The organism is Nocardioides sp. GY 10127, from assembly GCF_004919085.1.
Classification (GTDB): Bacteria; Actinomycetota; Actinomycetes; order Propionibacteriales; family Nocardioidaceae; genus Nocardioides.
This window is the reverse complement of the sequence record NZ_STGL01000007.1, coordinates 170,881-186,161: the sequence shown is the minus strand read 5'-3', so window position 1 is coordinate 186,161 and position 15,281 is coordinate 170,881. Positions and strand designations below refer to the sequence as shown.

The 15,281-nt window shown below is 74.1% G+C and carries 14 protein-coding genes; 5 read left to right on the top strand and 9 right to left on the bottom strand.

The annotated features are described in order from the left end of the window. Window positions 1–18: 18 nt before the first annotated feature. On the top strand, window positions 19–1,011 hold the full coding sequence (locus E8D37_RS13280; RefSeq protein ID WP_240770414.1) for an ATP-grasp domain-containing protein: 993 nt from the start codon (window positions 19–21) through the stop codon (window positions 1,009–1,011). Between the two features lie 105 nt (window positions 1,012–1,116). Here E8D37_RS13280 and E8D37_RS13275 read toward each other — a convergent pair whose 3' ends face one another. The 3 genes from E8D37_RS13275 to E8D37_RS13265 form a co-directional block, all read right to left on the bottom strand. After that, a complete protein-coding gene (locus E8D37_RS13275; protein WP_168929751.1) occupies window positions 1,117–2,229 on the bottom strand; it encodes a hypothetical protein in 1,113 nt (370 codons plus the stop codon). A gap of 118 nt (window positions 2,230–2,347) precedes the next feature. Next, the gene (gene murF, locus E8D37_RS13270; protein ID WP_136570254.1) at window positions 2,348–3,862 is read right to left on the bottom strand and encodes a UDP-N-acetylmuramoyl-tripeptide--D-alanyl-D-alanine ligase; all 1,515 of its coding nucleotides are present in this window, start codon (window positions 3,860–3,862) and stop codon (window positions 2,348–2,350) included. Further along, window positions 3,859–4,635, bottom strand: coding sequence for an alpha/beta hydrolase (locus E8D37_RS13265; RefSeq protein WP_136570253.1), 777 nt, complete (start codon window positions 4,633–4,635; stop codon window positions 3,859–3,861). The genes murF and E8D37_RS13265 overlap by 4 nt, the downstream gene beginning before the upstream one ends. A gap of 114 nt (window positions 4,636–4,749) precedes the next feature. Between E8D37_RS13265 and E8D37_RS13260 the strand changes: the two genes are divergently transcribed. Beyond that, complete coding sequence (locus E8D37_RS13260; RefSeq protein WP_136570252.1) at window positions 4,750–5,904, top strand: aminotransferase class I/II-fold pyridoxal phosphate-dependent enzyme; 1,155 nt, start codon at window positions 4,750–4,752, stop codon at window positions 5,902–5,904. 43 nt (window positions 5,905–5,947) lie between these two features. On the opposite strand, the gene E8D37_RS13255 is transcribed toward E8D37_RS13260, so the two are convergent. Together E8D37_RS13255 and E8D37_RS13250 are read right to left on the bottom strand one after the other, a co-directional pair. Then, complete coding sequence (locus tag E8D37_RS13255; RefSeq protein WP_136570251.1) at window positions 5,948–6,967, bottom strand: NAD(P)H-dependent glycerol-3-phosphate dehydrogenase; 1,020 nt, start codon at window positions 6,965–6,967, stop codon at window positions 5,948–5,950. Continuing rightward, entirely contained in the window at window positions 6,964–7,767 is an 804-nt protein-coding gene (locus E8D37_RS13250; protein ID WP_136570250.1) for a lysophospholipid acyltransferase family protein, read from the bottom strand. Before E8D37_RS13250 ends, E8D37_RS13255 begins: the two co-directional genes overlap by 4 nt. 103 nt (window positions 7,768–7,870) lie before the next feature. On the opposite strand from E8D37_RS13250, the gene cofC reads away from it, so the two are divergent. Beyond that, window positions 7,871–8,572 carry a 2-phospho-L-lactate guanylyltransferase gene (cofC, locus tag E8D37_RS13245; RefSeq protein ID WP_240770413.1) on the top strand — a complete coding sequence of 234 codons (702 nt, stop codon included), beginning with the start codon at window positions 7,871–7,873 and terminating at the stop codon, window positions 8,570–8,572. A gap of 128 nt (window positions 8,573–8,700) precedes the next feature. Here the strand turns inward: cofC and leuD are convergent, their stop codons facing one another. Next, window positions 8,701–9,300, bottom strand: coding sequence for a 3-isopropylmalate dehydratase small subunit (gene leuD, locus E8D37_RS13240; protein WP_136570248.1), 600 nt, complete (start codon window positions 9,298–9,300; stop codon window positions 8,701–8,703). 27 nt (window positions 9,301–9,327) lie between these two features. Beyond that, the gene (gene leuC / locus E8D37_RS13235) at window positions 9,328–10,752 is read right to left on the bottom strand and encodes a 3-isopropylmalate dehydratase large subunit (RefSeq protein ID WP_136570247.1); all 1,425 of its coding nucleotides are present in this window, start codon (window positions 10,750–10,752) and stop codon (window positions 9,328–9,330) included. Window positions 10,753–11,015: 263 nt separating this feature from the next. Here leuC and E8D37_RS13230 point away from each other — a divergent pair, with 263 nt between their 5' ends. Next, window positions 11,016–11,741 (top strand): IclR family transcriptional regulator, encoded by a 726-nt coding sequence (locus E8D37_RS13230; RefSeq protein WP_136570246.1) that lies wholly within the window; start codon window positions 11,016–11,018, stop codon window positions 11,739–11,741. Between the two features lie 29 nt (window positions 11,742–11,770). On the opposite strand, the gene E8D37_RS13225 is transcribed toward E8D37_RS13230, so the two are convergent. After that, complete coding sequence (locus tag E8D37_RS13225; RefSeq protein WP_136570245.1) at window positions 11,771–12,253, bottom strand: methylated-DNA--[protein]-cysteine S-methyltransferase; 483 nt, start codon at window positions 12,251–12,253, stop codon at window positions 11,771–11,773. Beyond that, complete coding sequence (locus E8D37_RS13220) at window positions 12,250–13,776, bottom strand: AlkA N-terminal domain-containing protein (RefSeq protein WP_276606494.1); 1,527 nt, start codon at window positions 13,774–13,776, stop codon at window positions 12,250–12,252. Before E8D37_RS13220 ends, E8D37_RS13225 begins: the two co-directional genes overlap by 4 nt. Before the next feature lie 243 nt (window positions 13,777–14,019). On the opposite strand from E8D37_RS13220, the gene E8D37_RS13215 reads away from it, so the two are divergent. Then, a complete protein-coding gene (locus E8D37_RS13215; RefSeq protein WP_136570244.1) occupies window positions 14,020–15,270 on the top strand; it encodes an LCP family protein in 1,251 nt (416 codons plus the stop codon). Window positions 15,271–15,281: the final 11 nt, after the last annotated feature.

Here is a 15,281-nt window from a genome sequence, read left to right as displayed (position 1 = left end):
GTGTGGGAGGCTTCTCCCATGAGCGAAGACCCTGCCGGCGCAGACCGTCCCAGCGAGCACCCGCTCGCCGAGCTGTCGGGCCCCGTCGCCGTCATCGCCGGTGGCCTCTCCCACGAGCGCGACGTCTCCCTGGCCAGCGGCCGCGTGCTCGTCCGCGAGCTGCGGGCGATGGGCGTCGAGGCCGCCGCCTACGACTTCGACCGCCAGCTGCTCACCGCCCTGGAGAACGACAAGGTGGCCGTGGCCGTCCCGGCCCTGCACGGGCAGTTCGGCGAGGACGGCGAGATCCAGACGCTGCTCGAGCTCATCGACATGCCGTTCGTCGGCTCCCCCAGCGCCGCCTGCCGGGTGGCGTGGGACAAGGCCACCAGCCGCGAGCTCCTGCGCCGGGCCGGTATCCCGACCCCGGAGTGCGTCGGGCTGTCGGCGCAGACGTTCCGCGACGTCGGCCCCAGCGCGCTCATGGAGCACGTCATGGCCCACCTGGGCGAGCGCGTGGTGGTCAAGCCGACCCGCGGCGGTTCCGCCCTGGGCGTCACCGGCGTCGACGGGCTCGCCGCCCTGCCGTCCGCGCTCGTGCGCGCCTACTCCTACTGCGACGACGCCCTCGTCGAGCGGTTCGTGGAGGGCGTGGACGTGAGCGTCGTCTGCATCGAGGACGCCGAGGGCCTGCGCGCGCTCACGCCGGTCGCGATCGAGTACGAGAAGGGCCACGAGTTCGACTTCTCGGCGCGCTACACCGCCGAGTACGTGGGCCTGTCGCGGCCGGACTTCCCCGAGGACGTCATCGCCGAGCTCGGCCGGGCGGCCTGCCAGGCGCACCAGGTGCTGGGCCTGCGCGGGATGAGCCGCAGCGACTTCATCGTCTCCCCGGACGGCTCCTACGTCGTCCTGGAGACCGCGATCACCCCGGGCACGACCGAGACCTCGGTGATGCCCTTCGCGTGCACCCTCTCGGGGACCACGCTGGGGGCGGTCACGCGCGACCTCATCGCGCACGTCGTCGGCTGACGCCCGACGTCACCGCCCGCGGGGCGCGGACGCACGAACGGGGAGGTCCCCCGGGGTCCTCCCCGGGCGGCCTCCCCGTTCCGCGTGTGCGGTGCGGGTCCGCGCTCAGCGCTCCCCGGGCAGGCCCGCCAGCTTGGAGGCGATGCCACCGGCCGCGCGCAGCGCGACGCCCTCCTCGTAGTTCCAGGTGGCGCGCGGCGGCAGCTTCTCCGCCTCGGCCAGCGCGGAGGTGAGCACCTCGGCCGGGGTGGTCTGCGGCCACAGGTAGAGCGCGAGCGCACCGGGGATCGAGTTGACCTCGTTGACGTACAGCTCCTCGGCGCCGTCGGAGAGGAAGTCGATGCGCAGGACGCCGGTGAGCCCGGTCAGCTCGACCACGCGCCGGGCCAGCTCCTGCATCCGGTCGCGCAGCGCGTCCGGGATGTCGGCCGGGAACTCGCGCGGTGCGGAGGCCAGGCCCTCGGTGTGCAGGTACTTCGCCGAGTAGTCGTAGATGGCGCCGTCGGAGGGGCGCAGCGGGCGCTCGACGTCCGAGACCTGCAGGGTCGGGGCGGTGCGCACGGAGACGTTGAGGTCGAACAGGTCCGGCCGGTTCGGCTCGACGACCGCGCCCTCGCGCAGGTGCGGGCTGGTGGCCAGCAGCGCGCGAGCGGTCTCGAGGTCCTCGACGACCTCGATGCCGATCGAGGAGCCGCCGAAGCGCGGCTTGATGATGTAGGGGCCCTCGAAGCCCGGCTCGGCCGTGGCGCTGAGGAGCTGACGGTCCAGGCTCGGGACGCCGGCGGCGGTCATGACGCCGCCGAAGGCCAGCTTGTCCATGCCGAGGGCCGCGGCGGCGAGCGTGCCGCCGGTGGCGGGGATGCCGAGCATCGAGAACAGCGCCTGCGCGCCGCCGGACTCGCCGGCGCCGCCGTGCAGGGTGGAGAGGACCGCGCCGAGCTCGACCTTCTTGGCCCGCATGCCGGGCAGGTAGAAACCGCTGCCCTTCTCCGCGCCCAGCCGGATCTCGACCTTCTTCGACCCGGCCGGCGGGCCACCCAGGTAGTCCCGGGCCTCGGTGCCGGTGGGCACGAGGTGGAAGTCCTCGCTCCGGGCCCAGTAGAGGCACTGCACGTCCACACCGGCACGGCTGAGCACGCGCTCTGCCTGGAGCCCGGTCAGGATGCTGATGTCGTGCTCCGCGGACGGGCCGCCGAAGACGACGGTTGCCTTGCTCACCACGTGTGGGTCTCTCCTGCTGCGTCTGGGGTCAGGGCCGGCGGGGCCGCGTCACGGCCCGGGGAGCAGTCTCGCACCTCGTCGGTGCGACCGGCTCCCCACGGGGTGGGGCTGCCTGTCACGGGTAGTGGTCGGGGAGGTCGTTCTCGAAGAGGATGACGTCGCCGGCGCGTGCCTGCTTGCGCACCCAGGCGGTCGCGGCCTCGCGGCTGGCGAAGCGCTTCGTCCGCTCCTTCTCACCGGCCAGCAGCGCGGGGGTGTTGGTCCGCCCGACGACGCAGAGCGTGCTGCGGGCCTCGGAGGTGGCGTCCACGGCTAGCGCGGCGTTCCGCTCGGCCTGGTGGTGGCCGAGCTCCATCATCCCGGGGGTGATCGTCCAGACCCGTCCGGTCTCCCCCGCCAGCTCGCGGGCGTGGGCGAGGGCCCGGGCCGCGCCGGTGGGGTTGGAGTTGAAGGTGTCGTCGATGATCGCGACGCCGTCGGCCCCCGTGGTGGCCTCCGCCCGGTGGGGCGTGGCGGGGATGCCGGGCAGCCGGTCGAGGATCGTCTTCTCGGGGACGTCGAGGGCCAGCGCCAGGCCGACGGCCACCGCCACGTTGGTCGGGTGGCCGACGTCCGCGGGCAGTCGCACCGGGTGCGCGGTGCCGTCGAGGACGAGCTCCCACCCGGCGTCCACCTTGCGCACGACCACCTCGGCGTCGGGCTGCTCCCCGGCCGAGACGGCGATGACGCGCTTCTCCGAGCGCAGGCGGGCGGCGATCTCCGCGAGCTCCGGCACGTCGACGTTGAGGACGACGGTGGAGGCGGGCGGAAGGATCTCGCTCTTCGCGCGGACGATCGTCTCGCGGGTCTTCATCCGCTCGAGGTGGGCCTCGCCGATCGTGGTGATCGCGGAGACCTCGGGGCGGAAGATCTCGCACAGCGAGGCGATCTCCCCGGGCCCGTAGGTGCCCATCTCGGCGACGAACACGTCGGTGCCCGGCTCGAGCCGGTCGTTGACGGCGCGCGAGAGGCCGAGCACGTTGTTGAAGGACGCCGGGCTGGCCAGCGTCGACCAGCGGCCCTGGAGCAGGTGGGTGACGTAGTTCTTGGTCGAGGTCTTGCCGTAGGAGCCGGTGATGGCGACGACCCGCGGGTCGACCCGCTTGATCTTCTCCGCGGCCGAGACCTGCCAGCGCGCCGCCAGCCGGGCCTCGACCGGCTGGGCGATCAGCAGGGCCAGCTCGAGCAGCGGCACGGCGAGGAGCGGCAGCAGCGAGACGGCGCCCACGAGCGAGAGCAGCATCGCGGCGACGAGCTGCACGGCGACGCTGATGGCCACCAGCCGCTTCACGCGGGCGGTGAAGGCCAGCTTCTTGGACGCCTTCCAGAGGGCGAGCCCGGGCGGCCAGGCGACGAGCACCAGCGCGGCCAGCGGCCCACCGGGCGGGGCGGTGAGCCCCGCGAGCCCCGTGACGATCATGGCGGCGACGCCGATCCACGTCATGGGGACGGCCCGCAGCCAGATCCTGGTCATCGCCAGGAGCCGTCCAGGCCCGTAGTGCTCGCGCTGCGCCACCCGCCACCAGCGCAGGTCGGCGACCAGCACCAGCACCACGACGAGCAGGGTGCTCACGACCTCCGGGGGCGTCATCGGTCCTCCTCCGACCGGGCCGCCTCGTCCGTGGCGAGCACGGCGACGGCCTGCTTGAGCTCGGCCACCAGGGCGGCGTCGAGCAGGTGCGCGGAGCCGGGGACGACGGCCAGGGTGGCCACGTCGCCCAGCAGGTCGACGGCCTCGCGGGCCATCGGGACGGGGGCTGCGGTGTCGTGCTCGCCCCACACCATCGCGACGGGGACGCCGCTGGTGGACAGGGTGGTGAGCTGCTCGCGGTAGTCCTCGTTGACGAGGCGGACGAGCACGTCGCGCATCACGCCGCGGGCGGCCGCGTAGTCGGTGGAGCCGTGCTTGCGCCGCAGGGCCTCCATCCGGTCGTCGGAGACCAGGCCCCGGCGGTGCAGGGCACGGACGACGCGGTACCCCAGCGCCGGCTTCGAGCCCCCGCCGGCGGGCTGGCGGCGCAGGAGCGGGACGCCGGTGAGGACGAGGCCGCGCACCAGGTCGGGCCGCTTGGCCGCGACCTGGACCGCGACGCGTCCGCCGAAGGAGTGCCCGGCCAGGACCGGCCGGTCGAGCGTCGAGAGGATCTCGATGACCCAGTCGGCGTACTCCGCCGAGCCCCAGGCGGACTCGGGCTCGGGGGTGGCCCCGTGGCCGGGGAGGTCGAGGGCGAGGGCGTCGGTGTCGTCGAGGACGGGGGCCCAGTCGGCGCGGTTGCGCGCCCACCCGTGGAGCGCCACCACCTGCGTCGGACCGGAGCCCGTCTTCTCGGCGAAGGCGCGTCCGCCCAGGAGCGTGGTCAGCACGGGTCAGAGACTAACGGGGACCGGGGCCGCGGGCCGATCCCGACACCCACCCCTTCGGTGAGGCCCCGCGCACGCCCGCGGTACCTCGGGTGGCCAGCACCTAGGCTGGCCCCGATGAGTGACAGCGACCAGACCCCCTCGCTCCCGGCCGTCCCCGACGACTCTCCCCTGGCTCCCGGCGGCCCGGCTCCCGACGGCCTGCCCGCCGGGTTGAGCGCCGCCACGCGCGCCGTGCACGCCGGACGACCCGCGCACGTCCCGGACGCCCCCCTCAACGAGCCCCTCACGATGGCCTCGGTCTACGTCGCCACGGGCGACCGCGAGTACGGCCGCTACGGCAACCCGACCTGGCAGGCGTTCGAGGCCGCGCTCGGGGACCTCGAGGGCGGTGACGCGCTCGCGTTCTCCTCGGGCCTCGCGGCCGTCTCCTGCGTCCTCGACCTGGTCGGCCAGGACGCGCTGGTCCTGGCGCCGGACGCCGCCTACCAGGGCACGCTCGGCCAGCTCGCCGACCTGGAGATGCGCGGGCGGCTGCGCTCGCGCCTCGTGGACGTCTCGGACACCGAGGCGGTGCTCGCCGCGCTGGACGACGACGTCGCCCTGGTGTGGATCGAGTCCCCCACCAACCCCAACCTGGACGTGGCCGACGTGGAGGCGATCTGCGCCGCCGCGCACGAGGTCGGCGCGTACGTGGTCGTGGACAACACCTTCGCCACCCCGCTGCTGCAGCAGCCGCTGGACCAGGGCGCCGACATCGTCGTCCACTCGGCCACCAAGTACCTGGCGGGCCACTCCGACGCCCTCCTCGGCGCGCTCGTCACCCGGGACGAGCAGCTGCGCGGCGTCCTCAAGGGGCGGCGCGACCTCCTGGGCGCCGTGCCCGGCACGCTGGAGGCCTGGCTGGCCCTGCGGGGCATGCGCACCCTGCACCTGCGCCTCGAGCGGGCCTGCGCGAACGCGGCCGAGCTCGCCGGGCGGCTGGCCAGGCACGACGCGGTCGGACGGGTCCGCTACCCCGGCTGGGGCGCCATGGTCTCGATCGAGCTCGGGGGCGGCGCGCTGGCCGCGGACCTGCTCCCCCGCAAGACCCGCCTGTGGGTGCACGCCACGTCGCTGGGCGGCGTGGAGTCCACCCTCGAGCGGCGGCGCCGGTGGGCGGGCGAGCCCCGCACCGTCTCCGACGCGCTCGTGCGGCTCTCCGTCGGCGTCGAGGACGTCGAGGACCTGTGGGCCGACCTCTCCTCAGCCCTGGACGACCTCGTCGGCTGAGCCGGCTGGGTAGGCTGGTCGGCTGCCGCGGAGGAGCCCGCGGTCAGTCCGTCTCGGCCTTGGTGTCGCGCGCCAGGGTGATGTCGACCATCTCCTGGGCCGTCAGCCGGCCGGTGACCACCTCGTCGACGATGGAGACCAGCGGGGCGTCCACGCCGTGCTTCGCGGCGAGCGCCCGCAGCGAGGAGCAGGACTTCGCACCCTCGGCCACCTGACGGGTCGAGGCGTAGATCTCCTCCGTCGTCATCCCGCGCCCCAGCTTCTCGCCGAACGTGCGGTTGCGCGAGAGCGGCGAGGAGCAGGTCGCCACGAGGTCCCCCAGGCCGGCCAGGCCCATGAGCGTGAGCGGGTTGGCCCCCAGCCGCGTCGCCAGCCGGGCCGTCTCGGCGAGGCCGCGGGTGATGATCGACGCGGTGGTGTTGTCGCCGAACCCCAGGCCGACCGCCATGCCCACGGCGAGGGCGACGACGTTCTTGTAGGCGCCGCCGAGCTCGCAGCCCACGACGTCGGTGGAGGTGTAGGGCCGGAACGCGGGCGAGTGCACGCGGAGCTGGAGCTGTTTTGCGACGTCCTCGTCCGCGCAGGCCACGACGGAGGCGGCGGGCTCCCGGCGGGCGATCTCCCCCGAGAGGTTGGGGCCGCTGATGACGGCGACCCGGTCCGCGTGCGCGCCCGTGACCTCGTGGATCACCTCGCTCATCCGCTTGAGCGTGCCGAGCTCGACGCCCTTCATGAGGGAGACGAGGACCGCGTCGGGCTCGAGGTGGGGCGCCCAGCCGACGAGGTTCTCGCGCAGGGTCTGCGAGGGCGTGGCCAGGACGACGACGTCGGCGCCGGACAGGGCCCGCTCGATGTCGTGGGTGGCGCTCACGGCGTCCGGCAGCGTGAGCCCGGGGAGGTAGTCGGGGTTCTCGCGCCCCGAGGTGATGGCCGCGGCGACCTCCTCGCGACGGGCCCACAGCGTCACCTCGTTGCCGGCGTCGGCCAGCACCACCGAGAAGGCGGTGCCCCACGACCCGGCGCCGAGGACGGCGACCTTCCCGAACGGTCCTGCCTCGGTCATGCGCGACCCTCCTCGTCGATGGTGGTGCTCGAGTCCTGACCCTGCTCGGCGGCCTCCTGGGCCTCCCGGGCCGCACGCTCGGCGGCGCGGGCCCTGCGCAGGTCGAAGCGCTCGGTCGGCGCCGTCTCCCCCCGCAGCGCCTCGACCTCGGCCACGATCGCTGCCTGGATGCGCTCGGTGCCGGCCTGCACCGTCTCGGGGGTCAGCCCCCGCTCGCGCAGGTCCGAGAGGTCGACGGGCTCGCCCACCGAGACGTGGATCGTCTTGGGCGGCCACAGGTCGGGCCGGGAGGCGTACGGGCCGAGCAGCAGGTGGGCGCCCCACTGCCCGACGGGGAGGACCGGGCAGCCGGTCTCCAGGCCGATGCGGGCGGCTCCCGACTTGCCCGTCATGGGCCACAGGCCCGGGTCCCGGGTGATCGTCCCCTCCGGGTAGACCACCACGCACTCGCCACGGCGCACGGCCTCCACCGCCGCCGCGTAGGCCAGCTGGCCCTGGCCCTCGCGCTCGACCGGGATCTGCCCCGCGGCACGCAGGAAGAACCCGAGGAACCTGTTGCGGAAGAGCCCGGACTTCGCCAGGAACCGGCCCAGGCGGCCGTGGTCGTAGACGAGGTGGGCGGTGGTGAGCGGGTCGACGTGCGAGGTGTGGTTGACCGCGAGCACGACGCCGCCGGTGGCGGGGATGCGCTCGCCGTGGCGCCAGTCCCGGCGGGTGAGCAGCAGCAGCAGCGGCTTGAGGATGACGACCGCGATCGTCCACGCCCAGCCGCGGGGCTGCTGGAGGCTGCGCACGGTCACGGGGGTCGTTCTCCTCTGGTCACGGTTCGGGCCGGCCACCGGCCGCGCCCGGGGGCAGGCTACTCGTTCGTGCCCGCCAGGTGGTTTGGCAGGATCGACACCCGTGACCCCCGACCCCTCCGCGCTCCCCGTCCCCGGCGCCCTCCCCGGCGCCCTCCCCGGCCGGTTCGTCGCCCTGGTGCCGGTCAAGCCGCCGGTGCGGGGCAAGAGCAGGCTCCAGGGCGTGGACGACGAGGCGCGGACCGCCCTGGCCGACGCGTTCGCCGCCGACACGGTGGCCGCGTGCCTCGCCGCGCGGGGCGTGGCCCGGGTGCTGGTCGCCACGGACGACGCCGCCCTGGCGACGACCCTCGCCTCCACCGGGGCGACCTGCCTGCCGGACGGTGCCACCGGCCTCAACGAGTCGCTGACCCAGTCCGCGGCCGAGGCCGCCCGGCGCTGGCCGGACCTGTTCCCCGTCGCGCTCACCGCCGACCTGCCCGGTCTGGTGCCCGACGAGCTGGACGCGGCGCTGGTCGCCGCCCTCGGCGTCCTCGAGGACGACGGCCAGGCGTTCGTGCCGGACGCCGCCGGCACGGGGACGACCCTCTACACCGCCCCGGCCGCCCGGTTCGTCCCGCGGTACGGCGGCGGCTCGGCGTCCGCCCACACCTCCGCGGGCTGCGTGGACCTCACGACCCGCACCGACGTCCCCCTCGGGTCCGTGCGCCGCGACGTGGACGACCTCGTCGACCTCGCCACCGCGGCGAGCTTCGGCGTCGGCCCCCGCACCCGCGGCGTGCTGGACCGCCTCGGCCTCTTCTGAGCCCCGGAAAAACGCACGGTCCCCGACCCAGGACCCCCGACGGCGCGTCGGTGGTCGTGGGTCGGGGACCCGTGCGGGCCCGGTCAGCGCCTTGTCAGCGCCCGGGTCAGCGCCTTGTCAGCGCCCGGTCAGAGCGTGACGGGCTTGAAGGACGGGCGGGTCTTCTCGAACGCGTCGATGTCGTCGGCGTGCCCGAGGGTGATGCCGATGTCGTCGAGGCCCTCGAGGAGGCGCCAGCGGGTGTAGTCGTCGATCTGGAAGGACTCCTCGATCGCGTCGTCGCCGGAGCCGGCGCGCACGACGCGGGCCTCGAGGTCGACGGTGATCTCGGCGCCCGGCTGGTCCTCCAGCAGGGTCCACAGCTTCTGGACGACCTTCTCGTCGACCTGGGCGGCCAGGAGGCCGGCCTTGCCGGAGTTGCCGCGGAAGATGTCGGCGAACCGGGCCGAGATGACGGCCTTGAAGCCGTAGTTCTGCAGCGCCCAGACGGCGTGCTCGCGGGACGAGCCGGTGCCGAAGTCGGGGCCGGCCACCAGCACGGTGCCCTGGGCGTACGCCTCGTTGTTGAGGACGAACTCCGGGTCGTTGCGCCAGGCGGCGAACAGGCCGTCCTCGAAGCCCGTGCGGGTCACGCGCTTGAGGTAGACGGCCGGGATGATCTGGTCGGTGTCGACGTTGCTGCGCTTGAGCGGGACGCCGACGCCGGTGTGGGTGGTGAACTTGTCCATGTCAGTGGCTCCTTGTGACTCGCGCGCTCAGGCCTGGACGGGCTCGAGGTCGGCCGGGGAGGAGAGGGTGCCGCGGACGGCGGTGGCCGCCGCGACCGGGATGGAGACGAGGTGCGTGCGACCGCCCTTGCCCTGGCGACCCTCGAAGTTGCGGTTCGAGGTCGACGCGCTGCGCTCACCGGGGGTGAGGGTGTCGGGGTTCATGCCCAGGCACATCGAGCAGCCGGCGCCGCGCCACTCGGCGCCCGCCTCCTTGAAGATCACGTCCAGGCCCTCGTCCTCGGCCTGGAGGCGCACGCGCACCGAGCCGGGGACGACCAGGAGCCGGGTGTCGGCGGCGACCTTGCGGCCCTTGATGACCTCGGCGGCCAGGCGCAGGTCCTCGATGCGGCCGTTGGTGCAGGAGCCGACGAACACGGTGTCGACCTTCACCTCGCGCATCGGGGTGCCGGCCTCGAGGCCCATGTAGGTGAGGGCCTTCTCGCAGGCGATCTGGTCCTGCTCGTCCTCGAAGTCGGCCGGGGCCGGCACGGAGGCGCCGAGCGGCACGCCCTGGCCCGGGTTGGTGCCCCAGGTGACGAACGGGGTCATCGTCGAGGCGTCGAGCACGATCTCCTTGTCGAAGGTCGCGTCGTCGTCGGTGCGCAGCGTCTTCCAGTGGGCGACGGCGGCGTCCCAGTCGGCGCCCTTCGGCGCCTCCTTGCGGCCCTCGATGTAGTCGAAGGTGGTCTGGTCGGGGGCGATCATGCCCGCCTTCGCGCCCCACTCGATGCTCATGTTGCAGATGGTCATCCGGCCCTCCATGGAGAGCTCCTCGATGGCCTGGCCGCGGTACTCGACGATGTAGCCCTGGCCGCCACCGGTGCCGGTGTGGGCGATCAGGTTGAGCACGAGGTCCTTGGCGGTGACGCCGTCGGGCAGCGAGCCGTTGACCGTCACGGCCATCGTCTTCGGCTTGGCCTGCGTCAGCGTCTGGGTGGCCAGCACGTGCTCGACCTCGGAGGTGCCGATGCCGAACGCGATCGCGCCGAACGCGCCGTGCGTGGAGGTGTGGGAGTCGCCGCACACGATGGTCATGCCGGGCTGGGTGAGGCCGAGCTGGGGGCCGACCACGTGGACGATGCCCTGGTCGATGTCGCCGAGCGGGTGCAGCCGGACGCCGAACTCCTCGGCGTTCTTGCGCAGGGTCTCGACCTGGGTGCGGGAGACCGGGTCGGCGATCGGCTTGTCCCAGTCCAGCGTCGGGACGTTGTGGTCCTCGGTGGCGAGGGTGAGGTCCGGGCGGCGGACCTGGCGACCGGCCAGGCGCAGGCCGTCGAAGGCCTGCGGGCTCGTCACCTCGTGGATGAGGTGGAGGTCGATGTAGAGCAGGTCCGGCTCCCCGGCGGTCGAGCGGACGACGTGCTCGTCCCAGACCTTCTCGGACAGCGTCCGACCCTGTGTCTTGCCCATGACGCACTCCTTCGTGGCGACCGTTGTGGTTCGTGGCCCCGCCGCGGCCGGCCGGCGGGGGCCGACGTCGGGCGGGACGCGTCGCGGCGGGCGGTCCAGGAGGACGCACCTCACCCGGCGACAGGAGAACTGTACGCCTACGAGTCCAATGTATGAGACAGTTGTCCCGTCATCCGAGATGGACGACGCACGGGCCGGGGCCTCGCACCGGTCCTGACCTCGTACGACGCGGGCCGCGTGCCCGCCGCGCAGCAGGAGAGCAGATGGACAGCAGCGGAGTCGGCGTCCTCGACAAGGCCGCCCTCGTCCTCACCGCGCTGGAGTCCGGCCCGGCGACCCTCGCCGGTCTCGTGACCGCCACCGGACTGGCCCGACCCACCGCCCACCGCCTCGCGGTGGCGCTGGAGCACCACCGCCTGGTGGCGCGGGACATGCAGGGACGCTTCGTGCTCGGTCCGCGGCTGGCGGAGCTGTCCGCCGCCGCCGGTGAGGACCGCCTCCTCGCCACCGCCGGGCCCGTCCTGGCCCGGCTGCGCGACATCACGGGCGAGTCCGCCCAGCTCTGGCGCCGCCAGGGCGAGCACCGCGTCTGCGTCGCCGCGGCCGAGCGTCCCTCGGGCCTGCGCGACACGATCCCGGTCGGCAGCCAGCTCACCATGCGCGCGGGCTCCGCGGCCCAGGTGCTCCTCGCGTGGGAGGACCCGGAGCGGCTCCACCGCGGGCTGCAGAACGCGGCCTTCTCCGCCGCCGCCCTCTCGGGCATCCGTCGCCGCGGCTGGGCCCAGTCGATCGGCGAGCGGGAGCAGGGCGTCGCGTCCGTCTCCGCGCCCGTGCGCGCGCCCAGCGGCAAGATCATCGCGGCGGTCTCGGTCTCCGGCCCGCTCGAGCGCCTCTCGCGCCAGCCCGGCCGGATGCACGCACCCGCCGTCATGGCCGCGGCCGAGCGCCTCTCGGAGTCCCTGCGCCGCGCCGCCGGCGAGACCGTCTGACCCTCAGACCCGACCCTCAGACCCGACCCTCAGAAGAGGGCGTCGGTGACGTCCCGCTCCAGGTCCAGCAGCACCTGCTTGCGCGCCAGCCCGCCCGCGTAGCCGGTGAGCGTGCCGTTCGCCCCGATCACCCGGTGGCACGGCACGACCACCGGGATCGGGTTGCGCCCGTTGGCCAGCCCGACGGCGCGGGAGGCGGCCGGGGTCATCCCGAGCCGCACCGCGATCTCGCCGTAGCTGGCGGTCTCGCCCCAGGGCACCGCCACCAGCTCGGCCCACACCCGCTGCTGGAAGTCGGTGCCCGCGGGCGCCAGCGGCAGGTCGAAGTCCCGCCGTGCCCCGGCGAAGTACTCCGCCAGCTGGCGCGCGGTCTCGACCAGCACCGGGCTGGCGTCGTCGCGCTCGCTCGCCGGCGGCACCTCGTACGGCTCGAAGGCGATGGCGCAGAGAGCTCCGTCGTGCTCGCGCAGGAGCAGGGCTCCCACCGGGCTGTCGGTCACGGTCCAGGTCATCGGTTCTCCTGAGGGTGGGGAGCGGGCACGGCGGACGGCATGAGCGTCTGCCACAGGTGCAGGAGGGCGTAGCTGCGCCACGGCGACCAGGCGCCGGAGCGGGCCACCACCGCGGCGGGGTCCTCCCCCAGCCGGGTCGCGGCGGTGCGCACGCCCACGTCGGTGGGCAGGAAGACGTCGGGGTCGGCCAGCGCCCGCATCGCCACGTAGTCGGCGGTCCAGGGGCCGATGCCGGGCAGCGCCAGCAGGGCCTCCCGGACGGCGGGCCGCTCGGCCCCCCGCTCCAGGTCGACGTCGCCTCCGGCCACGGCCGCCGCCAGCCCCACGAGGGCGCGTCCCCGTGCACGCGGCATCGGCAGGCCCTCGGGGTCGACCTCCGCGAGCACCGCCGGACGCGGGAAGAGGTGGGTCAGGCCCGGCACGCCTGTCTCCACCTCCTCGCCGTGCTCGGCGACGAGCCTGCCCAGGACGGTGCGGGCGCCCGTCACGCTGATCTGCTGCCCCACGACCGTGCGCAGCGCGGTCTCCGCGCCGTCGGTCTGGCCCGGGACGCGCAGACCGGGTCGCTGCCGGACGAGCGGGCCGAGCAGCGGGTCACCACCGAGGTGGGCGGCGACCGCCGCGGGGTCGACGTCGGCGTCCACCAGTCGCCGGGTGCGCTCCAGGGCCGCGCCGAGGTCGCGCAGGTCCTTCACCCGCACCTCCGCCACGAGGATCGCGGTCCCGGGCGGGGCGGACGCGGTCGACGGGTCCGAGAGGTCGAGCCGCAGGACGCCCGGGCCGTGGGGCAGGTCGAGCGTCCGGGCGTACCAGCCGTCGCGGGCCACCTCGACGCCCGGCACCAGGTGGTAGGCGAGGAAGTCGAGCAGTGCCGGCCCGTCGAAGGGCGTGCGGACCGCCAGCCGCAGGGCCAGGGCACCCTCGAGCGTCGCGGGCTGCGCGCTCCCCCGGCGCAGCGCCCCCGGCGCGACGCCGTACACCTCGCGCACCGTGTCGTTGAACTGGCGGACGCTGGAGAAGCCCGCCGCGAACGCGACCTCGCTCATCCGCAGGTCCGTGCTCTCGACGAGCGCGCGCGCCGTGAGCGCACGACGCGCCCGCGCCAGCGCGAGCGGCCCCGCCCCCAGCTCGGCGGTGAGGACCCGCCCGAGGTGGCGGGGCGTGTAGCCCAGGCGGGCCGCGAGGCCGGGCACCCCCTCGCGGTCCACGACGCCGTCGGCGATGAGCCGGACGGCGCGGTCGGCCGTGCCGGCCCGCAGGTCCCAGTCGGGGCTGCCCGGGGTCGCGTCCGGCTGGCACCGGCGGCAGGCCCGGAAGCCGGCGGCCTGGGCCGAGGCGGCGCTGGGGTGGAACTCGACGTTGCGGCGGGCAGGGGTGCGCGCGGGGCACGAGGGTCGGCAGTAGATGCCGGTGCTGCGCACCCCGGTCCAGAAACGCCCGTCGAAGCGGCGATCGCGCGCGAGCACCGCCGTGTAGCGGGCGTCGTCGTCCATGACCGGACGCTCGACCGAGGGAGTGCTCATGGCCGCCATCATGCCTGGGCCCGCCGACGGGCTCCGGCGGGAATCGGACACCGCTGGAAGGGCCGCGGATCGAACACCCAGGCGACGCCGGGAGCCCGCTCCCCCACGCCCGCGGGCAGGAGGTGGCCCGAGTCACTCGGCACGGCAAAGACACTGTGCCTTCTCTGAGAATGCGCTGCGAGTCACCCGCTCAGGTGTTCGGCATGCGCGCGATCTCGCCTTGAATTTGTCACTATCTCTTCCATGCCCGACGAGGACCCCTCCGCGAACGACGCCGCGACGCCCGGCACCACCGGCGACCCGGCTGCGGACGCCCCCCGCCGAGGACGCCGGCGACACCGCCGCGTCCGCTCCCGCCGCCTGTGGCGCCACCCCGTGCTGATCGCCCTGGTGGCCACCCAGATGGTGCTCGCGATCGCGACCGCCACCGGCGTGACCGTGGTCTACGACCACCTCAACAGCAACCTGGACGTCGAGGACGTGACCAGCCAGCTGAGCGACCGGCCCACGAAGGCCACCGAGACGGCCAGCACGGACTCCGAGCCCACCACGGCGCTCAACATCCTGGTGATGGGCAGCGACACCCGCTCCTGCGACGGCTGCGCCATCGACGGCGAGGCCGGGGGCGGCGGCTCGGACACCACGATCCTGCTGCACATCTCCGCCGACCGGACCCGCGCCTACGGCGTCTCGCTGCCGCGCGACGCCCTCGTCACCCGGCCGGACTGCACCGACTCCGACGGCAACACCATCGCCGGCGGCGACCTGGAGATGTTCAACACCGCGTTCGCGGTGGGCGGCGCGGCCTGCACCATCCAGACCGTCGAGCAGCTCACCGGCATCTACATCGACGACTACGTGGTGGTCGACTTCGCCAGCTTCGAGGACATGGTCGACGCCGTGGGTGGCGTCGAGGTGTGCATCCCGACCGAGGTCGACGACTCCGAGCACCACATCCACTTCGACGCCGGCACCCAGGTCCTCACCGGCCGTCAGGCGCTGAACTACGTGCGCGAGCGCTACGTGCTCTCGGCCAACTCCGACATCGGCCGGATGAAGCGGCAGCAGGCCTTCATCGCCTCGATGATCAACCAGGTGGTCTCGGCCGGCACGCTGACGCAGCCGAACAAGGTGGTCAGCTTCCTCAACGCCGCCACCAGCAGCCTCACGCTCGACAGCGGCCTGGGCACCGTCTCCAAGCTCGCGAAGCTCGCCCTCACGTTCGCCGACACCGGCCTGGACAACATCCAGTTCGTGACGGTGCCGTTCGAGGAGTACGAGCCCGACCCGAACCGCCTGGTGTGGGCACCATCGGCGAAGAAGCTGTGGAAGGCGATCCGCCAGGACAAGCCGCTGCCCAAGAGCCTGCAGTCGGGCGCCATCTCGGCGAGCGACCCGGTGGGCAGCACCAAGTCCGCCAGCAGCAGCGCGACGCAGAGCACCGAGGAGCAGGAGAAGGCCACCACGGCGGCCGAGAACGGCCTCTGCGCCTGACCCGCACCCCT